Source organism: Jatrophihabitans fulvus, from assembly GCF_054781375.1.
On record NZ_BAAGUN010000004.1, the window covers coordinates 191,399 to 212,285 of the forward strand.

Annotated in this window: 20 protein-coding genes and 1 tRNA gene; 14 read left to right on the forward strand and 7 right to left on the reverse strand. The window is 72.4% G+C overall.

The annotated features are described in order from the left end of the window. Positions 1-140: 140 nt before the first annotated feature. From ACYVP9_RS15125 to ACYVP9_RS15135, 3 genes are read left to right on the forward strand one after another with little or no spacing between them, the layout of a single operon-like run. The gene (locus tag ACYVP9_RS15125; protein ID WP_460605732.1) at positions 141-809 is read left to right on the forward strand and encodes a hypothetical protein; all 669 of its coding nucleotides are present in this window, start codon (positions 141-143) and stop codon (positions 807-809) included. Positions 810-865: 56 nt separating this feature from the next. Further along, entirely contained in the window at positions 866-1,381 is a 516-nt protein-coding gene (locus ACYVP9_RS15130) for a CinA family protein (RefSeq protein ID WP_460605733.1), read from the forward strand. Beyond that, positions 1,378-3,432 (forward strand): glutamine-dependent NAD(+) synthetase, encoded by a 2,055-nt coding sequence (locus tag ACYVP9_RS15135; protein ID WP_460605734.1) that lies wholly within the window; start codon positions 1,378-1,380, stop codon positions 3,430-3,432. The genes ACYVP9_RS15130 and ACYVP9_RS15135 overlap by 4 nt, the downstream gene beginning before the upstream one ends. Before the next feature lie 14 nt (positions 3,433-3,446). Here the strand turns inward: ACYVP9_RS15135 and ACYVP9_RS15140 are convergent. Continuing rightward, positions 3,447-3,519: transfer RNA gene (locus ACYVP9_RS15140), tRNA-Arg, on the reverse strand. 181 nt (positions 3,520-3,700) lie between these two features. Here ACYVP9_RS15140 and ACYVP9_RS15145 point away from each other — a divergent pair. Together ACYVP9_RS15145 and ACYVP9_RS15150 are read left to right on the forward strand one after the other, a co-directional pair. Continuing rightward, positions 3,701-4,216 (forward strand): single stranded DNA-binding domain-containing protein, encoded by a 516-nt coding sequence (locus tag ACYVP9_RS15145; RefSeq protein WP_460605735.1) that lies wholly within the window; start codon positions 3,701-3,703, stop codon positions 4,214-4,216. 486 nt (positions 4,217-4,702) lie between these two features. After that, positions 4,703-5,422 (forward strand): transglycosylase family protein, encoded by a 720-nt coding sequence (locus tag ACYVP9_RS15150; protein ID WP_460605736.1) that lies wholly within the window; start codon positions 4,703-4,705, stop codon positions 5,420-5,422. Positions 5,423-5,836: 414 nt separating this feature from the next. Here the strand turns inward: ACYVP9_RS15150 and ACYVP9_RS15155 are convergent, their stop codons facing one another. Further along, entirely contained in the window at positions 5,837-6,223 is a 387-nt protein-coding gene (locus tag ACYVP9_RS15155; RefSeq protein WP_460605737.1) for a VOC family protein, read from the reverse strand. 1 nt (position 6,224) lies between these two features. Then, the gene (locus tag ACYVP9_RS15160; protein ID WP_460605738.1) at positions 6,225-6,809 is read right to left on the reverse strand and encodes a DinB family protein; all 585 of its coding nucleotides are present in this window, start codon (positions 6,807-6,809) and stop codon (positions 6,225-6,227) included. Between the two features lie 70 nt (positions 6,810-6,879). Here ACYVP9_RS15160 and ACYVP9_RS15165 point away from each other — a divergent pair, with 70 nt between their 5' ends. The 7 genes from ACYVP9_RS15165 to ACYVP9_RS15195 all read left to right on the forward strand — a co-directional run bounded on the left by ACYVP9_RS15165 (position 6,880) and on the right by ACYVP9_RS15195 (position 14,127). Further along, complete coding sequence (locus tag ACYVP9_RS15165; protein WP_460605739.1) at positions 6,880-7,530, forward strand: TetR/AcrR family transcriptional regulator; 651 nt, start codon at positions 6,880-6,882, stop codon at positions 7,528-7,530. Between the two features lie 30 nt (positions 7,531-7,560). After that, the gene (locus ACYVP9_RS15170; RefSeq protein ID WP_460605740.1) at positions 7,561-8,724 is read left to right on the forward strand and encodes a MalY/PatB family protein; all 1,164 of its coding nucleotides are present in this window, start codon (positions 7,561-7,563) and stop codon (positions 8,722-8,724) included. 59 nt (positions 8,725-8,783) lie between these two features. Next, on the forward strand, positions 8,784-10,466 hold the full coding sequence (gene ettA / locus ACYVP9_RS15175; protein WP_460605741.1) for an ABC transporter ATP-binding protein: 1,683 nt from the start codon (positions 8,784-8,786) through the stop codon (positions 10,464-10,466). Between the two features lies 1 nt (position 10,467). Continuing rightward, complete coding sequence (locus tag ACYVP9_RS15180; RefSeq protein WP_460605742.1) at positions 10,468-10,872, forward strand: acyl-CoA thioesterase; 405 nt, start codon at positions 10,468-10,470, stop codon at positions 10,870-10,872. Beyond that, positions 10,869-11,504, forward strand: a complete 636-nt coding sequence (locus ACYVP9_RS15185) for a hypothetical protein (RefSeq protein WP_460605743.1) — start codon at positions 10,869-10,871, stop codon at positions 11,502-11,504. Before ACYVP9_RS15180 ends, ACYVP9_RS15185 begins: the two co-directional genes overlap by 4 nt. A 62-nt stretch (positions 11,505-11,566) precedes the next feature. Further along, positions 11,567-12,148, forward strand: a complete 582-nt coding sequence (locus ACYVP9_RS15190) for an RNA polymerase sigma factor (protein ID WP_460605744.1) — start codon at positions 11,567-11,569, stop codon at positions 12,146-12,148. After that, positions 12,145-14,127 (forward strand): beta-propeller domain-containing protein, encoded by a 1,983-nt coding sequence (locus ACYVP9_RS15195; protein WP_460605745.1) that lies wholly within the window; start codon positions 12,145-12,147, stop codon positions 14,125-14,127. Before ACYVP9_RS15190 ends, ACYVP9_RS15195 begins: the two co-directional genes overlap by 4 nt. Here the strand turns inward: ACYVP9_RS15195 and ACYVP9_RS15200 are convergent, their stop codons facing one another. After that, positions 14,128-15,708 (reverse strand): glycoside hydrolase family 13 protein, encoded by a 1,581-nt coding sequence (locus ACYVP9_RS15200; protein WP_460605746.1) that lies wholly within the window; start codon positions 15,706-15,708, stop codon positions 14,128-14,130. A gap of 47 nt (positions 15,709-15,755) precedes the next feature. Here ACYVP9_RS15200 and ACYVP9_RS15205 point away from each other — a divergent pair, with 47 nt between their 5' ends. Further along, a complete protein-coding gene (locus ACYVP9_RS15205) occupies positions 15,756-17,048 on the forward strand; it encodes a hydroxyacid-oxoacid transhydrogenase (RefSeq protein ID WP_460605747.1) in 1,293 nt (430 codons plus the stop codon). Between the two features lie 4 nt (positions 17,049-17,052). Here the strand turns inward: ACYVP9_RS15205 and ACYVP9_RS15210 are convergent, their stop codons facing one another. Beyond that, positions 17,053-17,928, reverse strand: a complete 876-nt coding sequence (locus ACYVP9_RS15210; RefSeq protein WP_460605748.1) for a hypothetical protein — start codon at positions 17,926-17,928, stop codon at positions 17,053-17,055. A 90-nt stretch (positions 17,929-18,018) separates the two neighbouring features. Continuing rightward, the gene (locus tag ACYVP9_RS15215) at positions 18,019-18,432 is read right to left on the reverse strand and encodes a globin (RefSeq protein WP_460605749.1); all 414 of its coding nucleotides are present in this window, start codon (positions 18,430-18,432) and stop codon (positions 18,019-18,021) included. A gap of 22 nt (positions 18,433-18,454) precedes the next feature. Here ACYVP9_RS15215 and ACYVP9_RS15220 point away from each other — a divergent pair, with 22 nt between their 5' ends. Next, positions 18,455-19,858, forward strand: a complete 1,404-nt coding sequence (locus tag ACYVP9_RS15220) for a dihydrolipoyl dehydrogenase family protein (RefSeq protein ID WP_460605750.1) — start codon at positions 18,455-18,457, stop codon at positions 19,856-19,858. Between the two features lie 17 nt (positions 19,859-19,875). On the opposite strand, the gene ACYVP9_RS15225 is transcribed toward ACYVP9_RS15220, so the two are convergent. Further along, positions 19,876-20,859: a mechanosensitive ion channel family protein gene (locus tag ACYVP9_RS15225; protein WP_460605751.1), complete on the reverse strand. Its 984-nt coding sequence runs from the start codon at positions 20,857-20,859 to the stop codon at positions 19,876-19,878. Between the last annotated feature and the right edge of the window lie 28 nt (positions 20,860-20,887).

Genomic DNA, 20,887 nt, shown 5'->3' on the forward strand with positions numbered 1-20,887 from the left:
AGGTCCCACATGTTGCCCGTCCCGGCGGGCACAAGCGCACGAGTCGGGCGTATCGCACTGCCTCGTGCGTGAGATGCCCGCCCGGTCGGTGCGAGCTGAACTATCTTCGTGCCCAGGCCACCGCACGGGACGAGAGAGCGATGACGACGATCTTCACGGCGACGTCGAACCGCCCCTATCTCGCGGACGTGCTCAAGACCCACCGGCTCTACCGGCGCATCTTCGGCGACCTGCCGTTCATCGTCGACGCGGTCCTCGCCGGTGACCACGAGCGCACCCGCACCGTCGGCCGCATCTTCGAGACCTACACCGGTCAGTTCGGGCACCGCATGCAGGCCGCGGACGAACTGCTGTGGCCGGTGCTGGCGCTGCGCGCGCCCGGTTCGGCCGACTTCACCCGCCGCGTCCGGGACCGGCGCGTCGCCGTGCTCGAGCAGATGCACCATGCGCGCGAGCCGCTGGCCCGCTGGCAGGCCGTCGCGGACACCGGCACCCGCGGCGAGGTGTCCGCTGCGTTCGCCGCCGTCGACGCGGCCCTGTCCGACAGCCTCGACGACGAGGTCGCGAACCTGGTGCCGCTCATCGAGCAGCACCTCTCGCCGACCGAGTGGCGCCGGCTGTGCCGTGCAACCCGCGCCTCGGCGAGCCAGCGCGGCTTCGTGATCCAGATGGGGTGGGTCATGGACGGCCTCGACACCGGCGACCGCGCGGAATTCCTGCGCAGCCTGACTCCCTCCCAGCGGGCGTCGTGGCGCATGGGTGGGCGCCGGGCCTGGGAACGGCAGCGGGACCGGCTCTACGACCTCTGACAGACGGCGTCCGAGGCGCGCTGATCACCGATGCCGCGTCGGGGTAGGACCGCTGCATGGACGCCACCACGTTGCAGGCCGCCCAGCGGCACGCCGACCGGGCGCACAGTCGCCTCGTCGAGCTCGGCGCGACGATCGCCACGGCCGAGTCGCTGACCGGCGGCATGCTCGGCGTGCTGCTGACCGAGGCGCCGGCCACGAGCGTCACCTACCGCGGCGGGCTGATCGTCTACGGCACCGACACCAAGAACCACATGGCCGGCGTGGACGACGACCTGTTGCGCGAGCACGGACCGGTGCACCCCGAGGTGGCGGGTCAGTTGGCCGAGGGCGCCCGCGAGCGCGTCGACGCCGACTTCGGCATCGGCATCACCGGGGTGGCCGGTCCCGGCGCGCAGGGAGGCCGTCCGGTCGGAGAGGTGCATGTGGGCATCGCGTCGCGGGCCCGCACAATGACACGGGAGTTTCACTTCGAGGGCGCGCGCGGCGAGATCCGCGACGCCGCGGCAGCCGCCGCGCTCGCCTTCCTCGTCGAGGAACTCGAACAGCACACGGGAGAGGCGGTCGGGTGAGCGAGCACGACTTCGCAGCGCTGCACGCGCACGGGATGGTGCGCGTCGCGGCCGCGACGCCGCAGGTGGCCACGGCCGACCCGGCCCGCAACGCCGGGGCGACCGTCGAACTGGCCCGCCGCGCCGACGCCGAGGGTGTCGACCTGGTCGTGTTCCCGGAATTGGGGCTCTCCTCCTACGCCATCGACGACCTGCTGCTGCAGGACGCGCTGCTCGACGCCGTCGAGGACGCTCTCGCGACGGTGCGTGACGCCACCCGTGACCTGTCGCCGGTGCTGCTGGTCGGCGCCCCGCTGCGGCGCGAGGGACGGCTCTACAACTGTGCGGTCGCGATCGGGCGCGGCGAGGTGTTGGCGGTCGTGCCGAAGACGTTCCTGCCGAACTACCGCGAGTACTACGAGAAGCGATGGTTCGCCTCGGGCGGTCGTACGTCCGGGCTGTCGATCACCGTCGCGGGAGCGTCCGTCCCGTTCGGCGACGACATCCTGCTCGCCGCCACCGACGTGCCCGACCTCGTGATCGGCGTCGAGATCTGCGAGGACTACTGGTCCGTCGTGCCGCCGTCGTCGTACGCGGCGATGGCGGGCGCGACCGTGCTGGCGAACCTGTCGGCATCGAACATCACCGTGGGCAAGTCGGCCGACCGCGCCGCGCTGTCGTCCGCCCACTCGGCGCGCACGGTCTCGGCGTACGTCTACTCGGCGGCGGGGACCGGCGAGAGCAGCACCGACCTGTCGTGGGACGGGCAGGGCACCGTCCACGAGCTGGGGGCGCTGCTCGCCGCGTCCGAACGGTTCGCCGACGACGCGCAGTTGCTCGTGGCCGACGTCGACCTCGAACGCATCCGGCTCGAACGCATGCGCACCCCCACCTTCTCCGATTCCGCCGCGCTGGCCGACGAACCGGCCCGGCGCTACCGGCGGGTCGCGTTCACGCACCGTCCGCACGGCAGGGACGTCGGGTTGCGCCGTCCGCTGCGCCGCTTCCCGTTCGTCCCCGACGAGCAGGCGGACCTCGACCAGGACTGCTACGAGGCGTTCAACATCCAGGTCGTCGCCCTGGCGCGCCGGTTCAGGACCGCCGGCGACCGCATGGTCATCGGCGTCTCGGGCGGTCTCGACTCGACGCACGCGTTGATCGTCGCGGCGAAGGCGTGCGACAGGCTCGGGCTAGACCGCAGGACCATCCTCGGCGTCACGATGCCCGGCTTCGCCACCGGCGACGCGACGAAGTCGAACGCGTGGGCACTCATGCGTGCGCTCGGCGTCGAGGGCACCGAGATCGACATCCGCCCCGCGGCCACGCAGATGCTCACCGACATGGGCCACCCCTACGGGCGCGGCGAGCCGGTCTACGACGTGACGTTCGAGAACGTGCAGGCCGGGCTGCGGACGGACTACCTGTTCCGGCTCGCCAACCAGCGCGGTGGGTTCGTCGTCGGCACCGGCGACCTCAGCGAGCTCGCGCTGGGCTGGTGCACGTACGGCGTCGGCGATCAGATGAGCCACTACGCCGTCAACGCCGGCGTGCCCAAGACCCTGATCCAGTACCTCATCCGCTGGACGGTCACGTCGGGGCAGTTCGACGACGAGACCGGACGGCTGCTCACGTCGATCCTCGACACCGAGATCTCGCCCGAACTCGTGCCCGCGGACGAGGAGACCGGCGCCATGCAGAGCACCGAGGACCGCATCGGTCCCTACGAGTTGCACGACTTCTTCCTGTTCCACGTGCTGCGGTACGGGCTCGCCCCGTCGAAGGTCGCGTTTCTCGCGTGGCACGCCTGGCGCGACGCGGAGGCAGGACGGTGGCCGGCCGGTTTCCCCGACGACGGGCGGCACGCCTACGACCTGCCCACGATCACCCGCTGGTTGCGGGACTTCCTGCAGCGCTACTTCGCCTTCGCGCAGTTCAAGCGTTCGGCGCTGCCCAACGGCCCCAAGGTCAGCGCGGGCGGCTCGCTCTCGCCGCGGGGCGACTGGCGTGCGCCGTCGGACGCGAGCGCCGCCGCGTGGCTGGCCGAGCTGGAGCGCAACGGACCGCGGGCCTGAGCGACGCGGTGGGGCGCCCCCGGCAGGGATCGAACCTGCGACCAACCGCTTAGAAGGCGGCTGCTCTATCCGCTGAGCTACGAGGGCGGGCGCGGCCGAGGTTACCGGCCGGCCACTACCACACGGGGGCGACGGGACCGGTCGTGCGCGTCCACAGGCCCGCGGTGCGTCCACAGCCCGCGCCGACGGCGCCCGCGGACGGCGTTCGCGCTGGTGTGCTCCTCCCGGGCCTCGATCGGGGCCCGCGACGGAACACGAGGGGGACGATATGAACGAGACGACGATGACGGTGCGCGGCAACGTGGTCGACGCGCCGACGCTGCGGCGCACCAAGAGCGGGCACCTGGTGGCCAACTTCCGGGTGGCGTCCACGCAGCGGCGCTTCGACCGCGAGGCGGCGCAGTGGGTCGACGGCACCACCCTGTTCGTGTCGGTCACGGCGTGGCGCGCGCTCGCCGACAACGTCGCCGCGTCGCTGCTGCGCGGTCAACCGGTGATCGTGCACGGGCGCTACTACCAGCGCGACTACACGAAGGACGACCAGCCGCGCACCGCCTACGAGCTCGAGGCGGTCTCCGTGGGTCACGACATGAGTCGCGGCACCAGCGAGTTCCGGCGTGGCCAGCGCACCGAGGCGGCGGGCGTCGAGACCGACGAGTCGGGCGCGCCGATCGACGTGGCGGCCTCGGCGTTCGCCGAGTTCGAGGGTGCCGAGATCGTCGCCGGGCCGGGCGTCACCGTCGATCCCGACACCGGCGAGCTGCACGAATTGACCGCGGTCTGAGCGGTCGTCGCCGAGCCGGGTCGGGCACGCTCCGGCGCCGAATATCTCGAATCGGTAACGTGAGCCTGGTCACGATCATGTGCGCCTGCCATGGATCGGGCAGGAATGCGACCGCAGGCCGGTCTCGCGTCGGCGATCAGTGTTTCCGGGGGTTGCGGGCAGGTGGGTCGCGTTCGGCCTGTTCGCAACGTCCGGTATGCGGTGTGACGGCGGCGACGAGAGCGCGAGCACAGCTGTTTGATCCTGCGCCTGACAGCCACCTACTTTCGTCCGAGCCGCGCGGCCCCGATGGCCGCGCCGCACCGGGGAGGGACCGGTGCGTCCGGCCGGGGGTCCCGATTCGGGATGTCGGCCGGGGGAGCCCGAGGGATTCCCCGCGTACGTCCGGCCACCGCAGCGTGGCCCGGGTGGCCGACAGGTGCCGCCTTCCGACGGGGACCGAGTCGTGCGGGCGCGCGGAGTTGCGCGCCCGTGGGAAGGCAGTTCATGAACCCCAGTTCCACCACGTCCGACGTGGCGCATACCGACGCGTCCGCGAAGGGCAGCGCCGGTTCGCTCGGCCGCCGTGCCGCGACGACCGTCGCCGCCACGGTCAGCGCCGCCGCCGCGATCTCCGCCCTGGCGGCGCCGGCCGCCCAGGCGAAGAAGCCGTACGAGCCCGTGTGGGACCGCGTCGCGAAGTGCGAGAGCGGCAACCGCTGGCACATCAACACCGGCAACGGCTTCTACGGGGGCCTGCAGTTCACCCGCAGCACCTGGAGTTCCTACGGCGGCGGCAAGTACGCCGGCCGCGCCGACTGGGCGAGCCGCATGGAGCAGATCCAGGTCGCCCGTCGCGTCCTGCACGCGCAGGGCCCCGGCGCCTGGCCGGTCTGCAGCCAGCAGGCCGGGCTGAACCGCTCGAACGGCCGCGCCACCGCCGCGAAGCTGCCGGCGAACGCCAACGGCACGTCGGTCGCGCACAAGGCCAAGAAGGCGCACAAGGCGAAGCACCGTCACGCAGGCAACCAGCACGCGAAGGGCGGCCAGCACCACGCCCGCCACGCCGCGCACGGCACCTATCGCGTGCACTCCGGTGACACGCTCGCCAAGATCGCCCGCAAGAAGCACGTCGACGGCGGCTGGCGTGCGCTCTACCGCGCGAACCGCGACAAGATGAACAACCCCAACGTGATCCACGTCGGGCAGGTGCTCCGCCTGCCCTGATCGGCAGCGCACGGCACGTCACGGCGGGCCCGGACCGGTTTCGGTCCGGGCCCGCCGTCGTGCGTTCGAGCACGGGTGCGACTGTCGCGCGGTCGTTCCCGGCCCGCCGGGTTCGCGCCGGTCGCGGCCGGAAAGAGCGAGCGGCCACCCCCCCGGTGCGAAGTCCGGGTTGCCGGGCGGTGATTGCCGTGTCAACCTCGACCCCGGTTCGACACGCAGCCGCCGCCCACCGCCGACGCCACGTCGCGGTCGCGTCCCGAGGCCCGTCGTATGACCACTTTCGAGCTCGCTCTCCCGGTGGTCCCCTCGTGCGCCCTGCCGGTCGGGGAGGGCACCGGACCCCGGTGACGCCGGTCGAGGCTGGTTGTCCGGGGGGAGCCAGCACGTCGACCGGCGTCGCCGGCCGGACGCGTCTCACCCGGTCCGGCGGATCTCCTGCAGCGACCAGCCGTTGCCGTCGGGGTCGCTGAAGAAGGCGAAGCGCGAGCCCGGCGTGCCCTCGGGGCCCATCTGGCGCACGTCGCTGATGGCGACTCCCCGTCCGGCGAGTTCGGCTCGCGCCGCATCGATGTCCTCGACGACCAGCTGCAGGCCCTTCGTGGTGCCGGGGTCGCCGATCGGCAGGCCCTCGCCCACCACGATCGACGTGGGTGACCCGGGCGGGGTCAGCTGGGCGACGCGCAGGCCCGGCGCCGGACGGGCGTCGTGGTCGAGGTGGAACCCGACCTGCTCGACGTAGAACTGCAGCGCGGCGTCGACATCGGCGACGGGAACGGCGACGACCTCGAGGCGGTAGTCCATGTCAGGCGCTCCACCGCGGGTTGCGACCGAGGAAGCGCAGCAGCGAGTCGGCGGCACCGCCGTCGCCGCCCGGCACCGGGGCGCCGATCGCGCCGTACGCCCGCAGCGGCTCGACGATCGCGTGCGCCGTCGGCGCCAGCAGCGATGCCAGGTCGTCCTCGAGAGGCGACGGCCGGCCCAGGGCCACGGCGACGTCCCAGGCGTGGACGGCCGCGTCGAGGGCGCACGCCGCGGCGGCCGCGTCGCCGTCCAGCGGCCCCTGCGGCAACGGGGTGCCGAGCGGGCCGGCGGCGTCCGTCCGCGACCACGTGTCGAAGGCCGTGGCGACGGCGGCCCGGACCTGCGCCACGACGTCCGACGGACCGGTGGGCGCGAACGGATCGGTGGCCGGCCCGTCCGTCCGCCCGTCGGACACGGCGTGCGCCCACGCCAGCTGGTCGAGCGCGGCGTGCTCCAGTACCTGCGCGACGGTCCACGCCGAGCAGGGTGTCGGGCGGGCGAGATCGTCCGCCGTGAGTTCGTCGGCGGCGCGGGTCAGGGCGTGCAGGGCGCTGGTCAGGACGGGCCAGCGGGTGGTGTCGGTCATCGGCTCTCCTCGGTTGGTGTGCCGGCGACGCTATCAGAACGGAACGATCCATTCCAGATACGATCGTGGTGTGACCACGCCGATGAACGGACGCCGCAAGCAGGCCGCGCGCAACGACGAGCGGATCCTCGCCGCCGCCCGTGAGGTCTTCCTCGCCGATCCGGGTGCGCCCATCTCGGCGGTGTCGGCGCACGCGCAGGTCGGCATCAGTGCCCTCTACAGCCGCTACGCCAACAAGGAGGGATTGCTGCGTGCGCTGGCCGGAGCGGCGCTCGAGGACCTGCTCGCCGACGTCACCGCCGCACTCGACGACCTCGCGGCCGGACCGCCCGACCCGGAGCGCGCGTGGACGGTCTACTGCGAGTGCCTCGGACGCATCGTCGACGGCCGCAGCCAGGCGCTCGCGCAGCGGCTGGCCGGCACCTTCCGCCCGACCCCCGAGCTGGGCGAGCTCGCCGCACGGGCGGGGACGGCGGTGACGACCCTGCACCGCCGCGTCACCCGGGCGGGCGCGCTGCGCCGCGACGTCAGCGCCGCGGACGTCACCCTGCTGCTCGAAGCGGTGATGACCATCGACGTGCCGGACGAGTCGCTGCGCCGCCGCTACCTCGCGGTGGTGACGCAGTCGCTGCGCGCACCCGGCGGCGGAGCGCTGCCCGGCCGCCCGGCCGAGGAGTCCGATCTCGCCGAACGCTGGCGCCGGGGTGCCGACCGCGCGTGACCGTCCGACCCCGCAGCTAGCGTCGGGGCAGTGATCCACGTCGACCCGTTGCCCCAGCTGCGCCGCCGCACCAGCGAGAAGTGGTCGACGTACCCCGACGACGTGCTGCCGATGTTCGTGGCCGAGATGGACTTCGACCTCGCGCCCGCGATCAGGCAGGCGCTGGCCGCGGCGCTCGAGCGCGGTGACACCGGGTACGTGCGCGACCACGACACCTCCGCCGCCGAGGCGTTCGCCGACTACGCGGCGGGGGCGTGGGGCTGGCGTCCCGAGGTCGAGCGCATGGCCACGACCACCGACGTCAGCGTCGTGATCGTCGAGACGCTGCGCCGTCTCGTCCGTCCGGGCGAGGGTGTCGTGATCATGCCGCCGGTCTATCCACCGTTCTTCGACCTGCTGCCCGAGGCCGGTGCCTCGGTCGTCGAGGTGCCGCTGGCCGACGACGGCGCGACGTACGCGATCGACCTCGCCGGAGTCGACCGTGCCCTGAGCACCGGGGCGCGCGGCGTGCTGCTCTGCCACCCGCACAACCCGCTCGGTCACGTGCACCCGCGCGAGGAGTTGGTCGAGCTGTCCCGCATCGTGCAGCGGCACGGCGGCTTCGTCCTCAGCGACGAGATCCATGCGCCGCTCGTCCACCACGGGCAGTCGTTCGCGCCCTACCTCTCGGTCTCGGACGAGGCACGCGAGCACGGTGTGGCCGCCGAGTCGGGGAGCAAGGCGTTCAACCTCGCCGGGCTCAAGACCGCGTTCTTCGTGGCGGCGGGGCAACGGATGACGACCCTGGTGCGCTCCCTGCCGGACGAGGTCCGCTTCCGCACCGGGCTGTTCGGCCTGCTCGCCACGCGCGCCGGCTTCGCCGAGGGGCTCGGCTGGTTGGACGACGCCGTCACCGCGATCGAGGCGAACCTCGACCTGCTGGACGAGCGGCTGCGCACCGAGCTGCCGGACGTCCGGTGGCGCCGGCCGCGGGCGGGGTACCTCGCCTGGCTCGACATGACGGCACTCGGATGGGGCGACGACCCGGCGGCCGTCGCGCTGCGCGAGGCGCGGGTCGCGCTGGTCAGCGGGCCGACGTTCGGCGGGCCCGGCGCGGGCCACGCGCGCATGAATATCGCCTGCGCCCCGGACACCGTCGTCGAGGCCGTCGCCCGTCTGTCCCGCGCCGCCCGGAACGGCCCCGCGGCGGGCTGACTACGCTCGACTGCGGACAAGACGGGATTCGAGCCGCCGCCGGCGGCAAGGGAGACGACGTGGCCCAGTTCATCTACACCATGCAGAAGGTGCGCAAGGCGCACGGCGACAAGGTCATCCTCGACGACGTCACCCTGGCCTTCCTTCCGGGCGCCAAGATCGGTGTCGTCGGCCCGAACGGCGCGGGCAAGTCCAGCGTCCTCAAGATCATGGCCGGCCTCGACCAGGCGTCCAACGGTGACGCCAGGCTCAGCGAGGGGTTCAGCGTCGGGCTGCTGCAGCAGGAGCCGCCGCTCGACGAGAACAAGACGGTGCGGGAGAACGTCGAGGACGCCGTCGCCGACCTCCGCGCGACGATGGCGCGCTTCGAGGAGATCGGCACCGAGATGGGCGAGCCGGACGCCGACTTCGACAAGCTCATGGCCGAGATGGGCGAGCTGCAGGAGAAGATCGACCACGCCGAGGGCTGGGAGCTCGACAGCCGCATCGAGCAGGCGATGGACGCGCTGCGCTGCCCGCCCGGCGACGAGTCGGTGACGCACCTGTCCGGCGGTGAGCGGCGCCGCGTCGCGCTGTGCAAGCTGCTGCTCGAAGCCCCCGACCTGCTGCTGCTCGACGAGCCCACCAACCACCTCGACGCCGAGAGCGTGAACTGGCTCGAGCAGCACCTCGCGAAGTACCCCGGCGCCGTGCTGGCCGTGACCCACGACCGGTATTTCCTCGACAACGTCGCCGAGTGGATCCTCGAGCTCGACCGCGGCCGCGCCTACCCCTACGAGGGCAACTACTCGACGTACCTCGAGAAGAAGGCCGAGCGCCTCGCGGTTCAGGGCAAGAAGGACCAGAAGCTGCAGAAGCGGCTGCGCGACGAGCTCGAGTGGGTGCGCCAGAACGCGAAGGGACGCCAGACCAAGTCGAAGTCGCGACTGGCTCGCTACGAGGAGATGGCGGCGGAGGCCGAGAAGACCCGCAAGCTCGACTTCGAGGAGATCCAGATCCCGCCGGGCCCGCGCCTGGGCAACCTGGTCATGGAGGCCAAGGGCCTGACGAAGGGCTTCGGCGACCAGCTGCTCTGGGACGACATCTCGTTCTCGCTGCCCCGCGGCGGCATCGTCGGCGTCATCGGGCCGAACGGCGTCGGCAAGACCACGCTGTTCAAGATGATGGTCGGTCAGGAGACCCCCGACAGCGGCGAGCTGCAGATCGGCGACACCGTCAAGATCAGCTATGTCGACCAGAACCGCGGCGGCCTCGACCCCGAGAAGAACGTGTGGGAGCTCGTCTCGGACGGCCTCGACTACATCCACGTCGGCCAGGTCGAGATGCCCTCGCGCGCCTACGTCGGCGCGTTCGGGTTCAAGGGACCCGACCAGCAGAAGCCGTCCCGCGTGCTGTCGGGTGGCGAGCGCAACCGCCTGAACCTGGCGCTCACGCTCAAGGAGGGCGGCAACCTGCTGATGCTGGACGAGCCGACCAACGACCTCGACGTCGAAACCCTCGGCTCGCTCGAGAACGCGCTGCTGAACTTCCCCGGCTGCGCCGTGATCACGTCCCACGACCGGTGGTTCCTCGACCGCATCGCCACGCACATCCTCGCGTGGGAGGGCACCGCCGAGAAGCCGGGCAACTGGTTCTGGTTCGAGGGCAACTTCGACTCGTACGAGAAGAACAAGGTCGAGCGGCTCGGCCCCGACGCCGCCCGTCCGCACGCGGTGACGCACCGCAAGCTGACGCGCGACTGACATGGCGCGCTTCGTCCACGAGGTGGCGATGCGCTGGTCGGACATGGACGCCTACCGGCACATCAACAACACCGCCTACCTGCAGTACCTCGAGGACGCCCGCGTCGCGATGTTCTTCCACCGCAACGAGGGTTTCTCGAGCGGCACGGTCATCGCCAGGCACGAGATCGAGTACAAGCGGCCGATCGTCTACCACCCCGAGCCGTTGCGCATCGAGGTGTGGATCGGCGTGATCCGCGCTGCCTCGTTCGTCGTGCACTACGAGGTGATCGACAACGGTGTCGTCGCCGCGCGGGCGTCGACCACGTGCGTCACGGTCGACTTCGACGGCGACCATCCGCGCCGGCTCACCGACGAGGAGCGCAGCATCCTGCGCGGGTTCGCCGACGAGCCCGCCGGGGCGTGAGCGACCCGTCCGGGGCCGACCGCGAGGGGTTGCGCACGCTCGAGCCCCTGCTGCGGCGGGCGGTCGATCTCGACCCGCGCATCCTGGCGCGCCTGCGCATGGACGGGATGCGGGCGGTGCTGCTCGTCCGCCTGCCGTTCGAGATCCTCGTGTCGCAGGCGACGCCCGCGTCGCGCTCCGAGCCGCTGGACGTCGTGATGCGGGCGGCGGACGCGCTCGCCTGGCTGGACGGCACCGCAGAGCGCCCCGAACCCCGCGACCACGAGTGGCGCTGGGGCGCGCCTCCCGATGCCGGCTGGCAGCGGCTCGAGACGGTGCCGGACGACGTGATCCGTCCGCTCGTGCGGCAGGGCGCCCTCACCCTCAAGGAGGCGGCCGCGCGCGAGGGCGTGCCCGGCGCGCAGCCCCGCGCCGAGGTCGCCGACGCGCTGCTCGACTCGACCGTGCTCACCGTCGAACGTGACGGCGTCGAGGCGCAGGTGAACCTGCGCGCGCTCAGCGCCCTCACGCGCATGGGGTTCCTGCCGCGCGGCGGCGCGGCCCACGTCGAGCTGCGCGGGCGGTGGATCCGCGTCGTCGCCCTCTACGGTTCGGTCTACCTGGAACGTCCCGGGGGGCTCTCACTCGTCTGAGGTGTAACGCCCGCGGCTCGTCCGGACATCTACCGGACGTCGGGCGGTGCCGGGGAGGACGAGTGGGCGACACACCAGCCGCGGCGCGGGACGCAAGGCTCGAGGCCTGGTTCCGCGCGTACGGCGACCGCGTGCTCGCGTACCTGCTGCACCGCACCGACGCCCACACGGCGCAGGACGTGCTGCAGGAGGTGTTCGTGACCGCGTTCCGCAGACACGACGAGGTGCCCGACCCACCGCTCGGCTGGCTGTTCGGCACCGCCCGGCGGTTGCTCGCCAACGCGGTGCGCGCCGAACGCCGCCGGACCCGGCTCGGCGACCGCATCGCCGACGAGGTGCGGGCGCACGACCTGCCCGGCCCGGACGACGACCCCGTGGGCGATCTCGTCGCCGCGCCCCACGGCGACGACCGGCTGGCCGAGGCGCTGGCGTCGCTGTCGGGCGCCGATCGCGAGGTGCTGACCCTGGGCACGTGGTACGGGTTGGACGCCGACGAGGCGGCCACCGCCCTGCGCTGCAGCCGCGCCGCCTACCGCGTGCGCGCCCACCGGGCCCGCCGCCGGCTGGCCGAGGCACTGGTCGCCGCCGGCCACCCGCGCGCGACCGGCTCCAAGACCGGACCCGTGATCGAGGGAGTGTCATGAGCGAGCCCACCGACGACGACCTGGACGCCCGCTTGCGGGCGGGCCGTCCGACGACGGACGCCGACGCCGGGTGGGCGGCGTCCGCCGAGGGCGTGGCGATGCTGCGGCGCATCGGCGGACGCGTCAGCGCCCGTCGCCACCGCCGGCGCTACACCGACGCGATCGTCGGCGGGTTCGCCGCCGCCGCGTCCGCCGTGCTGCTCGTGCTCGCCGGCACCTCCGGCGGCCCGGCCCCGGACCGGGTGGACGGATCGGGCCCCGGCAACCCGCCGCGCACCTCCGGGCTGCGTCCGCCCGACCTGGCACTCGTCGGCTACGACACGTGCACGTCCGCGCTCGCCGGGCTGCGCCAGGCTGCGGCCACCCACCGCAACGCCTACCGCCAGCGCTACTACGGCTACCCACTGCCCGCGATCGCGGCCAACGGCGGCGCGGCGCGGGCGGACGCGCTGCAGAAGGAGGCCGCGCCGGAGCACTCGACCACGAACAACCAGGAGGCGGGCGTCGACGAGCCCGACGTCGTGAAGACCGACGGCCGCCGCATCCTGTCGGTGACCGACGGCGTGCTGCGCGTGACGGACGTGTCGACGCGGAAGATCACCGGCCAGCTCGACCTCACGATGTACGCCGGGGCCCAGGGGGCGTCGCTGCTGCTGGCCGGCGACCGCGCGGTGGTGCTGCTCGGCGACACGTACCGGTACGGACCGATGATCGACTACGACCACGGACAGCCTCGGGAGGGCCGCGGCACGGTCCTGCTCGTCGACCTCGCCGGGTCCCAGCCGCGGGTGACGTCCACGTTCCGTCCGGACGGCGGCACCGTCGACGCCCGCATGACCGACGGGGTCGTCCGTCTCGTGGTGGGGTCACGGGCGAAGGTGCAGCTGCCGAGCGACATGGACGCCGCCGCCTGGCGCTCCCGGCTGGCGAGCACACCGCTGACCTCCTGGTTGCCGACCTGGACGGTCACCACCGGCGACCGGTCGCAGACGCGGACGCTGCCGTGCTCGGACCTCCGGCATCCGGTGAGCTACACGGGCGCCGACCTGCTCACGGTCTACTCGCTCGACCCAGCCGCCGGTTTCGCGCAGGTGCACCCGGTCTCGATCGCCGCCGACGGCGCGACGGTGTACGGCAGCGGTACCGACCTGTACGTGACCGACCAGGAGGCCGACCGCGCGCGGATCCACCGCTTCGACGTCACCGGCGCCACGCCGCAGTACCTGGGCTCCGGTTCGGTGCGCGGGTGGGTCAAGGATTCCTACTCACTGTCGGAGTACGACGGCACGCTGCGGGTCGTGACGACCAGTGGTCGGCGGCAGAGCTCGACGTCGGTCGTGACGCTCGACGCGGACACACTGCGCGAGCGCGGGCGTGTCGACGGGCTGGGTGTGGGCGAGCAGGTCTACGGCGTCCGCTTCGCCGGCCCGGTCGGTTACGTCGTGACGTTCCGCCAGGTCGATCCGCTGTACGTCCTGGACCTGCGCGATCCGGACCGTCCGCGCCGCGCCGGCGAACTGAAGATCACCGGCTACTCGTCCTACCTGCACGTCGTCGGCGACGGACGCCTGCTGGGGGTCGGGGCGGGCGCCACGGGGGCCGGGCGCGTGACCGGCGGGCAGGTGTCGCTGTTCGGCGTCGGACGCGGCGACGCGACACGCCTGCTCGACCGGGTCGACCGGCCGCGTGAGGGCGTCGACCAGCTCGACCCGCACGCCTTCCTGTGGTGGCAGGCGTCGGCCACCGCGTTCGTGCCGCTGAGCTCGTGGCGGTCGGGGGTGGCGCGGGTTCTCGCCGTGCGCGTGTCGGCGAACGGGTTGACCGAGCGGGGTGAGATCACCAACCCGGCCGGGTCGTCCGACCGCAGCATCGTGCGCACGGCGGTGGTGGGCGACGACGTCTGGACGCTGTCGGCCTCCGGCCTGCAGGCGAGCTCGCTCGCGACGCTCGACCGCGTGGCGTGGCTCCCGTTCGACTGATCAGCCGGTGCGCACCCACACGGTGGTGTCGGGCGGCACCTGCCCGCCGTCCGCAGCCTTCGGTGTGGAGGCGTGCAGCAGCTCGCCGGCGGGCAGCGGGACGGGTTCGGAGCCGCCGTTCATGAGCACGGTGACGTCGCCGCGCCGGAACGCCAGGCAGTCGGTTGGAGCGTCCAACCAAGCGAAGTCTCCGTGCACCAGGTCGTCGATCTCGCGCCGCAGCCGTGTCGCGGTGCGGAATACGTGCAACGTCGAGGCGGGGTCCGACTCCTGCGCCGCGACGGTGAGGGGGCCCCAGCCGTCCGGCATCGGCAGCCAGCTCGTCGAACCGGTGCCGAACCCGTAGGGCGGCTCGTCCCCGGACCACGGCAGCGGCACGCGCTCGCCGTCGCGTCCGCGGTCGGTGTGCCCGGACCGCTCCCACGTCGGGTCCTGCAGCACCTCGTCGGGCAGCTCGACGTTCTCGAGCCCGAGCTCGTCGCCGTTGAACAGGTAGACGGCACCGGGCAGGGACAGCTGCACCAGCGCGGCGGCGCGCGCCCGTGCCACGCCGACGGGTCCACCGCCGTAGCGCGTCGCGGCACGGTCGACGTCGTGGTTCGACAGCACCCACGTGCAGGGCGCCCCGACCTCGCTCATCGCATCGAGCGACCGCTCGATCGCGCTGCGGAACGACGCGCCGCCCCACACCGCCTCGACGAGCTGGAAGTTGAAGGTCAGGTTCAGCTCGTCCGGACGCACGTAGTGCGCGAGTCGGCGGGGGTCGGCCACCCACGCCTCACCCACCGCCATGCGGTCACCCGGGTACGAGTCGAGCACGCGCCGGAACAGCCGGTGCATGTCGTGCACCTCGTCGCGGTCCCAGCGGACGTCCTCGGCCAGCGGCATGCCGCCGCCGACCTGCAGCAGGATGTCCGGGTCGAGGTCGGGCAGGCCCTCGGGCTTGGCCATCGAATGGGCGACGTCGACGCGGAAGCCGTCGACGCCGCGGTCCATCCAGAACCGCATGATGCGCTCGAACTCGGCGGGCACCGCCGGGTCGAGCCAGTTGAGGTCGGGCTGCTCGGGCGCGAACAGGTGCAGGTACCACTCGCCGTCGGGCAGGCGGTGCCACGCCGGGCCGCCGAACACCGACGGCCAGTTGTTCGGCGGCAGCGAGCCGTCCGCGCCCTTGCCGGGGCGGATGACGAAGCGGGAACGCATCTCCTGGTCGCCTGCCAGCACGGCCTGGAACCACGGGTGCTGGTCGCTGAAGTGGTTGGGGACGATGTCGATCGTCACCTTGATGTCGCGAGCGTGCGCCTCGGCGAGCATGGCGTCGAAGTCGTCGATGGTCCCGAACATCGGGTCGGGGTCGCACGGATCGGCCACGTCGTAGCCGCCGTCGGCCATGGGGGAGCGGTAGAACGGCGACAGCCACACCGCGTCGACGCCCAGGTCGACCAGGTGGTCGAGGCGCTCGCGGATGCCGATCAGGTCGCCCGTGCCGTCGCCGTTGCCGTCGGCGAAGCTGCGCGGGTAGATCTGGTAGAACACCGCGGACGCCCACCACGGAACCGAACCGGAAGCGCTTTTGGTCATGCCGGCGACTCTATCGCCGCAGCGTGGGGGCGGGCAGAGTGGAGGCCATGAGCGACGACGGACGGACCGAGGAAACGATCTTCACCTGGGGGGCCGCGCCGCTGAAGTTCGGCGCCGGGGCGCTCGACGAGATCGGCTTCGAACTCGGCCAGTACGAGGACGTCCGCCGGGCGCTCGTCGTCACCGACAGCACCATCGCCGGCCTCGGCATCCCGCAGCGCATCCAGGACCGGCTCGCCGAGCACTCGATCTCGTCCGAGGTGTTCGACGGCGTGCACGTCGAGCCCACCGACGACAGCATCGACAAGGCCGCCGGGTACGCCCGGGCGCAGGGCCCGTGGGACGCGTTCGTCGCGGTCGGCGGCGGCTCGGCCATCGACACCGCGAAGGCCGTCAACCTCATGACGACCGACGGCGGCGAGCTCACCGACTACCTCAACAAGCCCATCGGCGAGGCGCGCGCGCCGCGCGGTCAGCTCAAGCCGCTGATCGCCGTGCCCACGACCGCGGGCACCGGCTCGGAGTCGACGGCCATGTGCGTGCTCGACGTGCTGTCGATGCGGGTCAAGACCGGCATCAGCCACTGGCGGTTGCGTCCGACCCTGGCGATCGTCGACCCCGAGCTGACGCTGACGCTGCCGCCCGAGGTCACCGCGGCCGCCGGCATGGACATCGTCTGCCACGCGCTCGAGTCGTACACCGCGCGGTGGTTCGCCAGCGGGCCGCGCAAGCGTCCGGAGGAGCGGGTGACCTATTGCGGCTCGAATCCCGTGTCGGACCTGTGGTGCGAGAAGGCGATGACGCTGCTCGCCCGGGCGTTCCGCAGCGCGGTGCACGAGGGCGCGTCCGATCTCTCCGTCCGCACCGACATGATGCTGGCCGCGACGTTCGCCGGCATGGGCTTCGGCAACTCGGGGGTGCACATCCCGCACGCCAACGCCTACCCGATCGCCGGACGGGTCGACACGTTCCGGCCGGGCGGCTACCCGCAGGACGAGGCGCTCGTGCCCCACGGCATGGCCGTCTCGCTCACCGCCCCCGAGGCGTTCCGCTTCACCTTCGACACCGCCCCCGAACGGCACCTGACCGCGGCGCGACTGCTGGGTCCCGACACCGACCGGCAGGACGACGCGTCCGAGCAGTTGCCCGCCGTCCTCACGTCGTTGATGCGCGACATCGGCATCCCGAACGGCATCGGCGCGGTGGGCTACACCGAGGACGACATCGCCGACCTCGTGCCCGGCACGATGAAGCAGCAGCGCCTGCTCGCCACCTGCCCGCGCACGCCCGACGAGGACGACATCGCCGCCATCTTCCGGGGCTCGCTGCAGAACTGGTGAGCGGTCAGTAGGTGCTGTCGTAGCTCTCGCGGCTCAGCCGGAACGCGTCGCCGGTCGTCATGTCCGCGCAGGTGATGCCGTCGGACCTGCTGACGCAGGCCATGTCACCGTTCACCACCGAGTAGCCGTAGGGCAGGGCCCGGTCGCCGGAGTAGGTGTAGCCGACGCAGTCGATGCTCGGGCTCGACGCCTCGTACATCAGAACCCCGGCGCCGTTGTCGCAGTCGTACCCCGGCTCGGAGAACAGGTAGTCGGTGATCGTGCACTCGACGCGTGACCCGTACCCGACGATGCGGCACCCGATGTTGCCGCTGGGGCTGCTGAAGTAGACGGTGCCGCCGCTGGAGTAGGCGGAGGCGTCGACCTGGCGGGACGAGACGAACTCGTCGCTGAAGGAGCCGTTCACGCTCGGGCCGGAGCCGTAGTCCGGGACGACCACCTTGGTGACGGTGCGCGTCTGCGGCGGGACGACGGTCACGGTGCTGTTCTGCGGCGGCGCGACCGTGGTCGTGGCGGGCGGGGCGGACGTGCTCGCCGCCAACGGCGAGTTGGCCGCGGACGTGCGGCCGCCCGCCTGGGGTGCGGACTTCCCGTCCCCCGAGGTGACGATGACCGCGGCGACGATCAACCCGGCGACGACGATGACCGCGGCGGCGATGGACCAGGTGGCGGGATGCCGCTTCCAGTCCGTGCGCGCGGGCGACCCGGCGGGCGATGCCGCGGCGGCCGCCCAGGTGGCGTCGTGACGCAGCGACGTCGTGGCGTCGATCGGTGGGACCGCCGTGGCGAACGGTGTGCCGCAAGTCGTGCAGAACCGGGTGTCGCCGTGCGGCGGGTGCCAGGTACCGCAGTAGGAACAGTTCATCGTCAGGCCCTCCACCGCGCGATGATCGAATTCCCCGACCGTAGGTGTTCACGCCGGCGTGTCAGATCCGCGTAAGTCCGCGGCGGGAGGGCCGAACGGCCCGGATCAGCCCGGGGTGTTGCGCAGCGAGTCGGCGGCCCGGACGAAGTACTCCCACAGCGCCTGCTTGTGCACGTCCGCTGCGTCGATCGAGTCGAGCGCGTCGTGCATGTGCTTCAGCCACGCGTCCCGGGCGGCGAGGTCGACGGCGAACGGGGCGTGCCGCATGCGCAACCGGGGATGGCCCCGCTCGGCGGAGTAGGTGGTCGGGCCGCCCCAGTACTGGATCAGGAACATTCGCAACCGGACCTCGGCCGGACCGAGGTCCTCCTCGGGGTAGAGCGGCCGCAGCACGGGGTCGTCCCGGACGCCCTCGTAGAACCGGGACACGAGCGCGCGGAACGTCTCCTCGCCGCCGACCGCCTCGAAGAGGGTGTCGGCGCGGCCGTCCGCATCAGGCTGCTCGCTCATCGGACCCATTCTGCCGACTAGCGTGGGAGCCGTGGACTACGACCTGATCGTGCTGGGGCTGGGACCGGGCGGCGAGGCGGTGGCCGAGGCCGTCGCGGCCGGCGACAAGGGCCTGTCGGTGCTCGCGGTGGACGAACGGCTGGTCGGCGGCGAGTGCCCGTATTTCGGCTGCATCCCGTCGAAGATGATCCTGCGCGGCGCGGAGGTGCTCGCCGAATCGCGCCGGGTCGACCAGCTCGCCGGGTCCGCCCGGGACACCCCCGACTTCGGCGTGGTGGCGAAGCGCATCCGCGAGGAGGCCACCGACGACTGGGACGACCGCGTCGCCGTCGAACGCCTCGAAGGCACCGGCGCGACCTTCGCCCGCGGTCACGGCCGGCTCGCCGGACGCGACGGCGGACGGATCACCGTCGAGGTCGAGACGTCCGGCGGCACCGAGACCCATACCGGCGCTCACGTCGTCATCGCGACGGGCACCCGTCCGGCCGTCCCGCCGATTCCCGGGCTGCGTGACCTCGAGATCGCCGTCGACGGCCCGGTCTGGACCAACCGCGAGATCCTCATGGCCCGCGAGGCGCCCGAGTCGCTCGTCGTCATCGGCGGCGGCGTCATCAGCTGCGAGCTCGCGCAGGGCATGGCGCGCTTCGGCACGACCGTCACCCTCGTCGAGGGCGGGCCGCGCCTGCTCGGCCGCGAGGAGCCCGAGGCCGGCGACCTGCTGAAGGACGTCTTCGAGCGCGAGGGCATCACCGTGAAGCTCGGGTCGTCGGTGGCCGGCGTGAGCGCGGAGGGCGACGGCGTGCGCGTCACCCTCGACAGCGGCGACACCGTGGTCGCGGCCAAGGTGCTCGTCGCCGCGGGACGCACGCCCAACCTGGACGGCCTCGGCCTCGACACCGTCGGGCTCGACCCCCGGGCGCGCACGCTGGACATCGACGAGCACATGGCCGTGCCCGGCGTCGACGGGCTGTACGCGATCGGCGACGTCACCGGCAAGGGTCCGTTCACGCACGTGTCGGTGTGGCAGGGACGCATCCTCGCCGACCACCTGCTCGGCCGGCCGGAGGGTTTCGGCGGCTACGACGCGATGGCCTGGGCGACCTTCACCGACCCCGAGGTCGGACGGGTGGGCCTGAGCGAGAAGGACGCGCGCGACGCCGGCCTGAACGTCCGTGTCGGCATGCAGCAGCTGTCGTCGAACAGCCGCGGCTGGATCCACGGCCCCGGCAATGACGGCTTCGTCAAGGTCGTCGAGGACGCCGATCGCGGCGTGCTCGTGGGCGCGACCGTCATGGGCCCGTCCGGCGGCGAGCTCATCGGCATGCTGACCGTCGCCGTTCACGCCGAGGTGCCGGTGGCGAAGCTGCTGACGATGCACTACGTGTTCCCGACGCTGCACCGCGCCGTGCTCGAGGCGCTGCAGGCGCTCGCGTAGCTGTTCCGACCCCGCGGTCAGTTCTCGCGCTCGGCCCGCACCTCGGGCGGGTCGGGACGCGGCCCGCCGCTCTGGCCGGGGGTCTCGGGCGCCGCGTCGATGTCGAGCCGGTCGAGCGCCTCGCGGATGCGGCGGCGCAGCTCGCGGGCCGTCCGCCACTGCTCGAGGGGACGGACGCGGGCGGTGAGCCGGATGACGGTCTCGTCGCGGTTGATGTCCTCGACGCCCAGCAGTTCCGGCTCCTTGAGGAAGACCGGCTTCCAGTCCTCCTCCTCGCTCATCGCGCGGGCGACCGACAGCATCGCCGCGCCGGCGGTGTCGACGTCCGCCCAGGCGTCGATGGGCACGTCGAGCACGACGGTCGCGAAGCCCTGGCTCTTGTTGCCGACGCGGACGACCTCACCGTTGCGGACGTACCAGACGGTGCCGTTGATGTCGCGCAGCCGCGTGCTGCGCAGGCCGACCGCCTCGACCGTGCCGCTGGCCTTCTCGAAGTCGATGACGTCGCCGACGCCGTACTGGTCCTCCATGAGCATGAACATGCCGGTGAGGAAGTCCTTGACGATGTTCTGCGCGCCGAAGCCCAGCGCGACGCCGACGATCGACGTGCCCGCGATGAACGGGGCCAGGTTGATGCGCAGCTCCGACAGGATCAGCAGGAAGCAGATGACGAAGATGATCGCGGTCGCCGCCGACTTGAGCACCGAACCGAGGGTTGCGGCCCGCAGCGCCCGCCGTTCGGACACCAGGCCGGACGACTCGAGCAGCGACGACTGCTGCAACCGTTCGCGGAAGGGTCGCAGGATGCGCGGCGCCTGGCCGTGCACCGGGCGCACCGCGCGGTCGATCACGCGACGGGCCACGGCCCGGATGACGAAACCCACCAGGATGATCACGACGATGCGGATCGGGGTCTCGATCAGGACCTGCTGGTGGTCCTCCCAGAACTTGGGGAGGGCGATCAAGGTGTCTGCGCCGCCGGCGCTCGCTGGAAGAGACATTGCGGCCCACCTTGCCACGCCCGGCCTC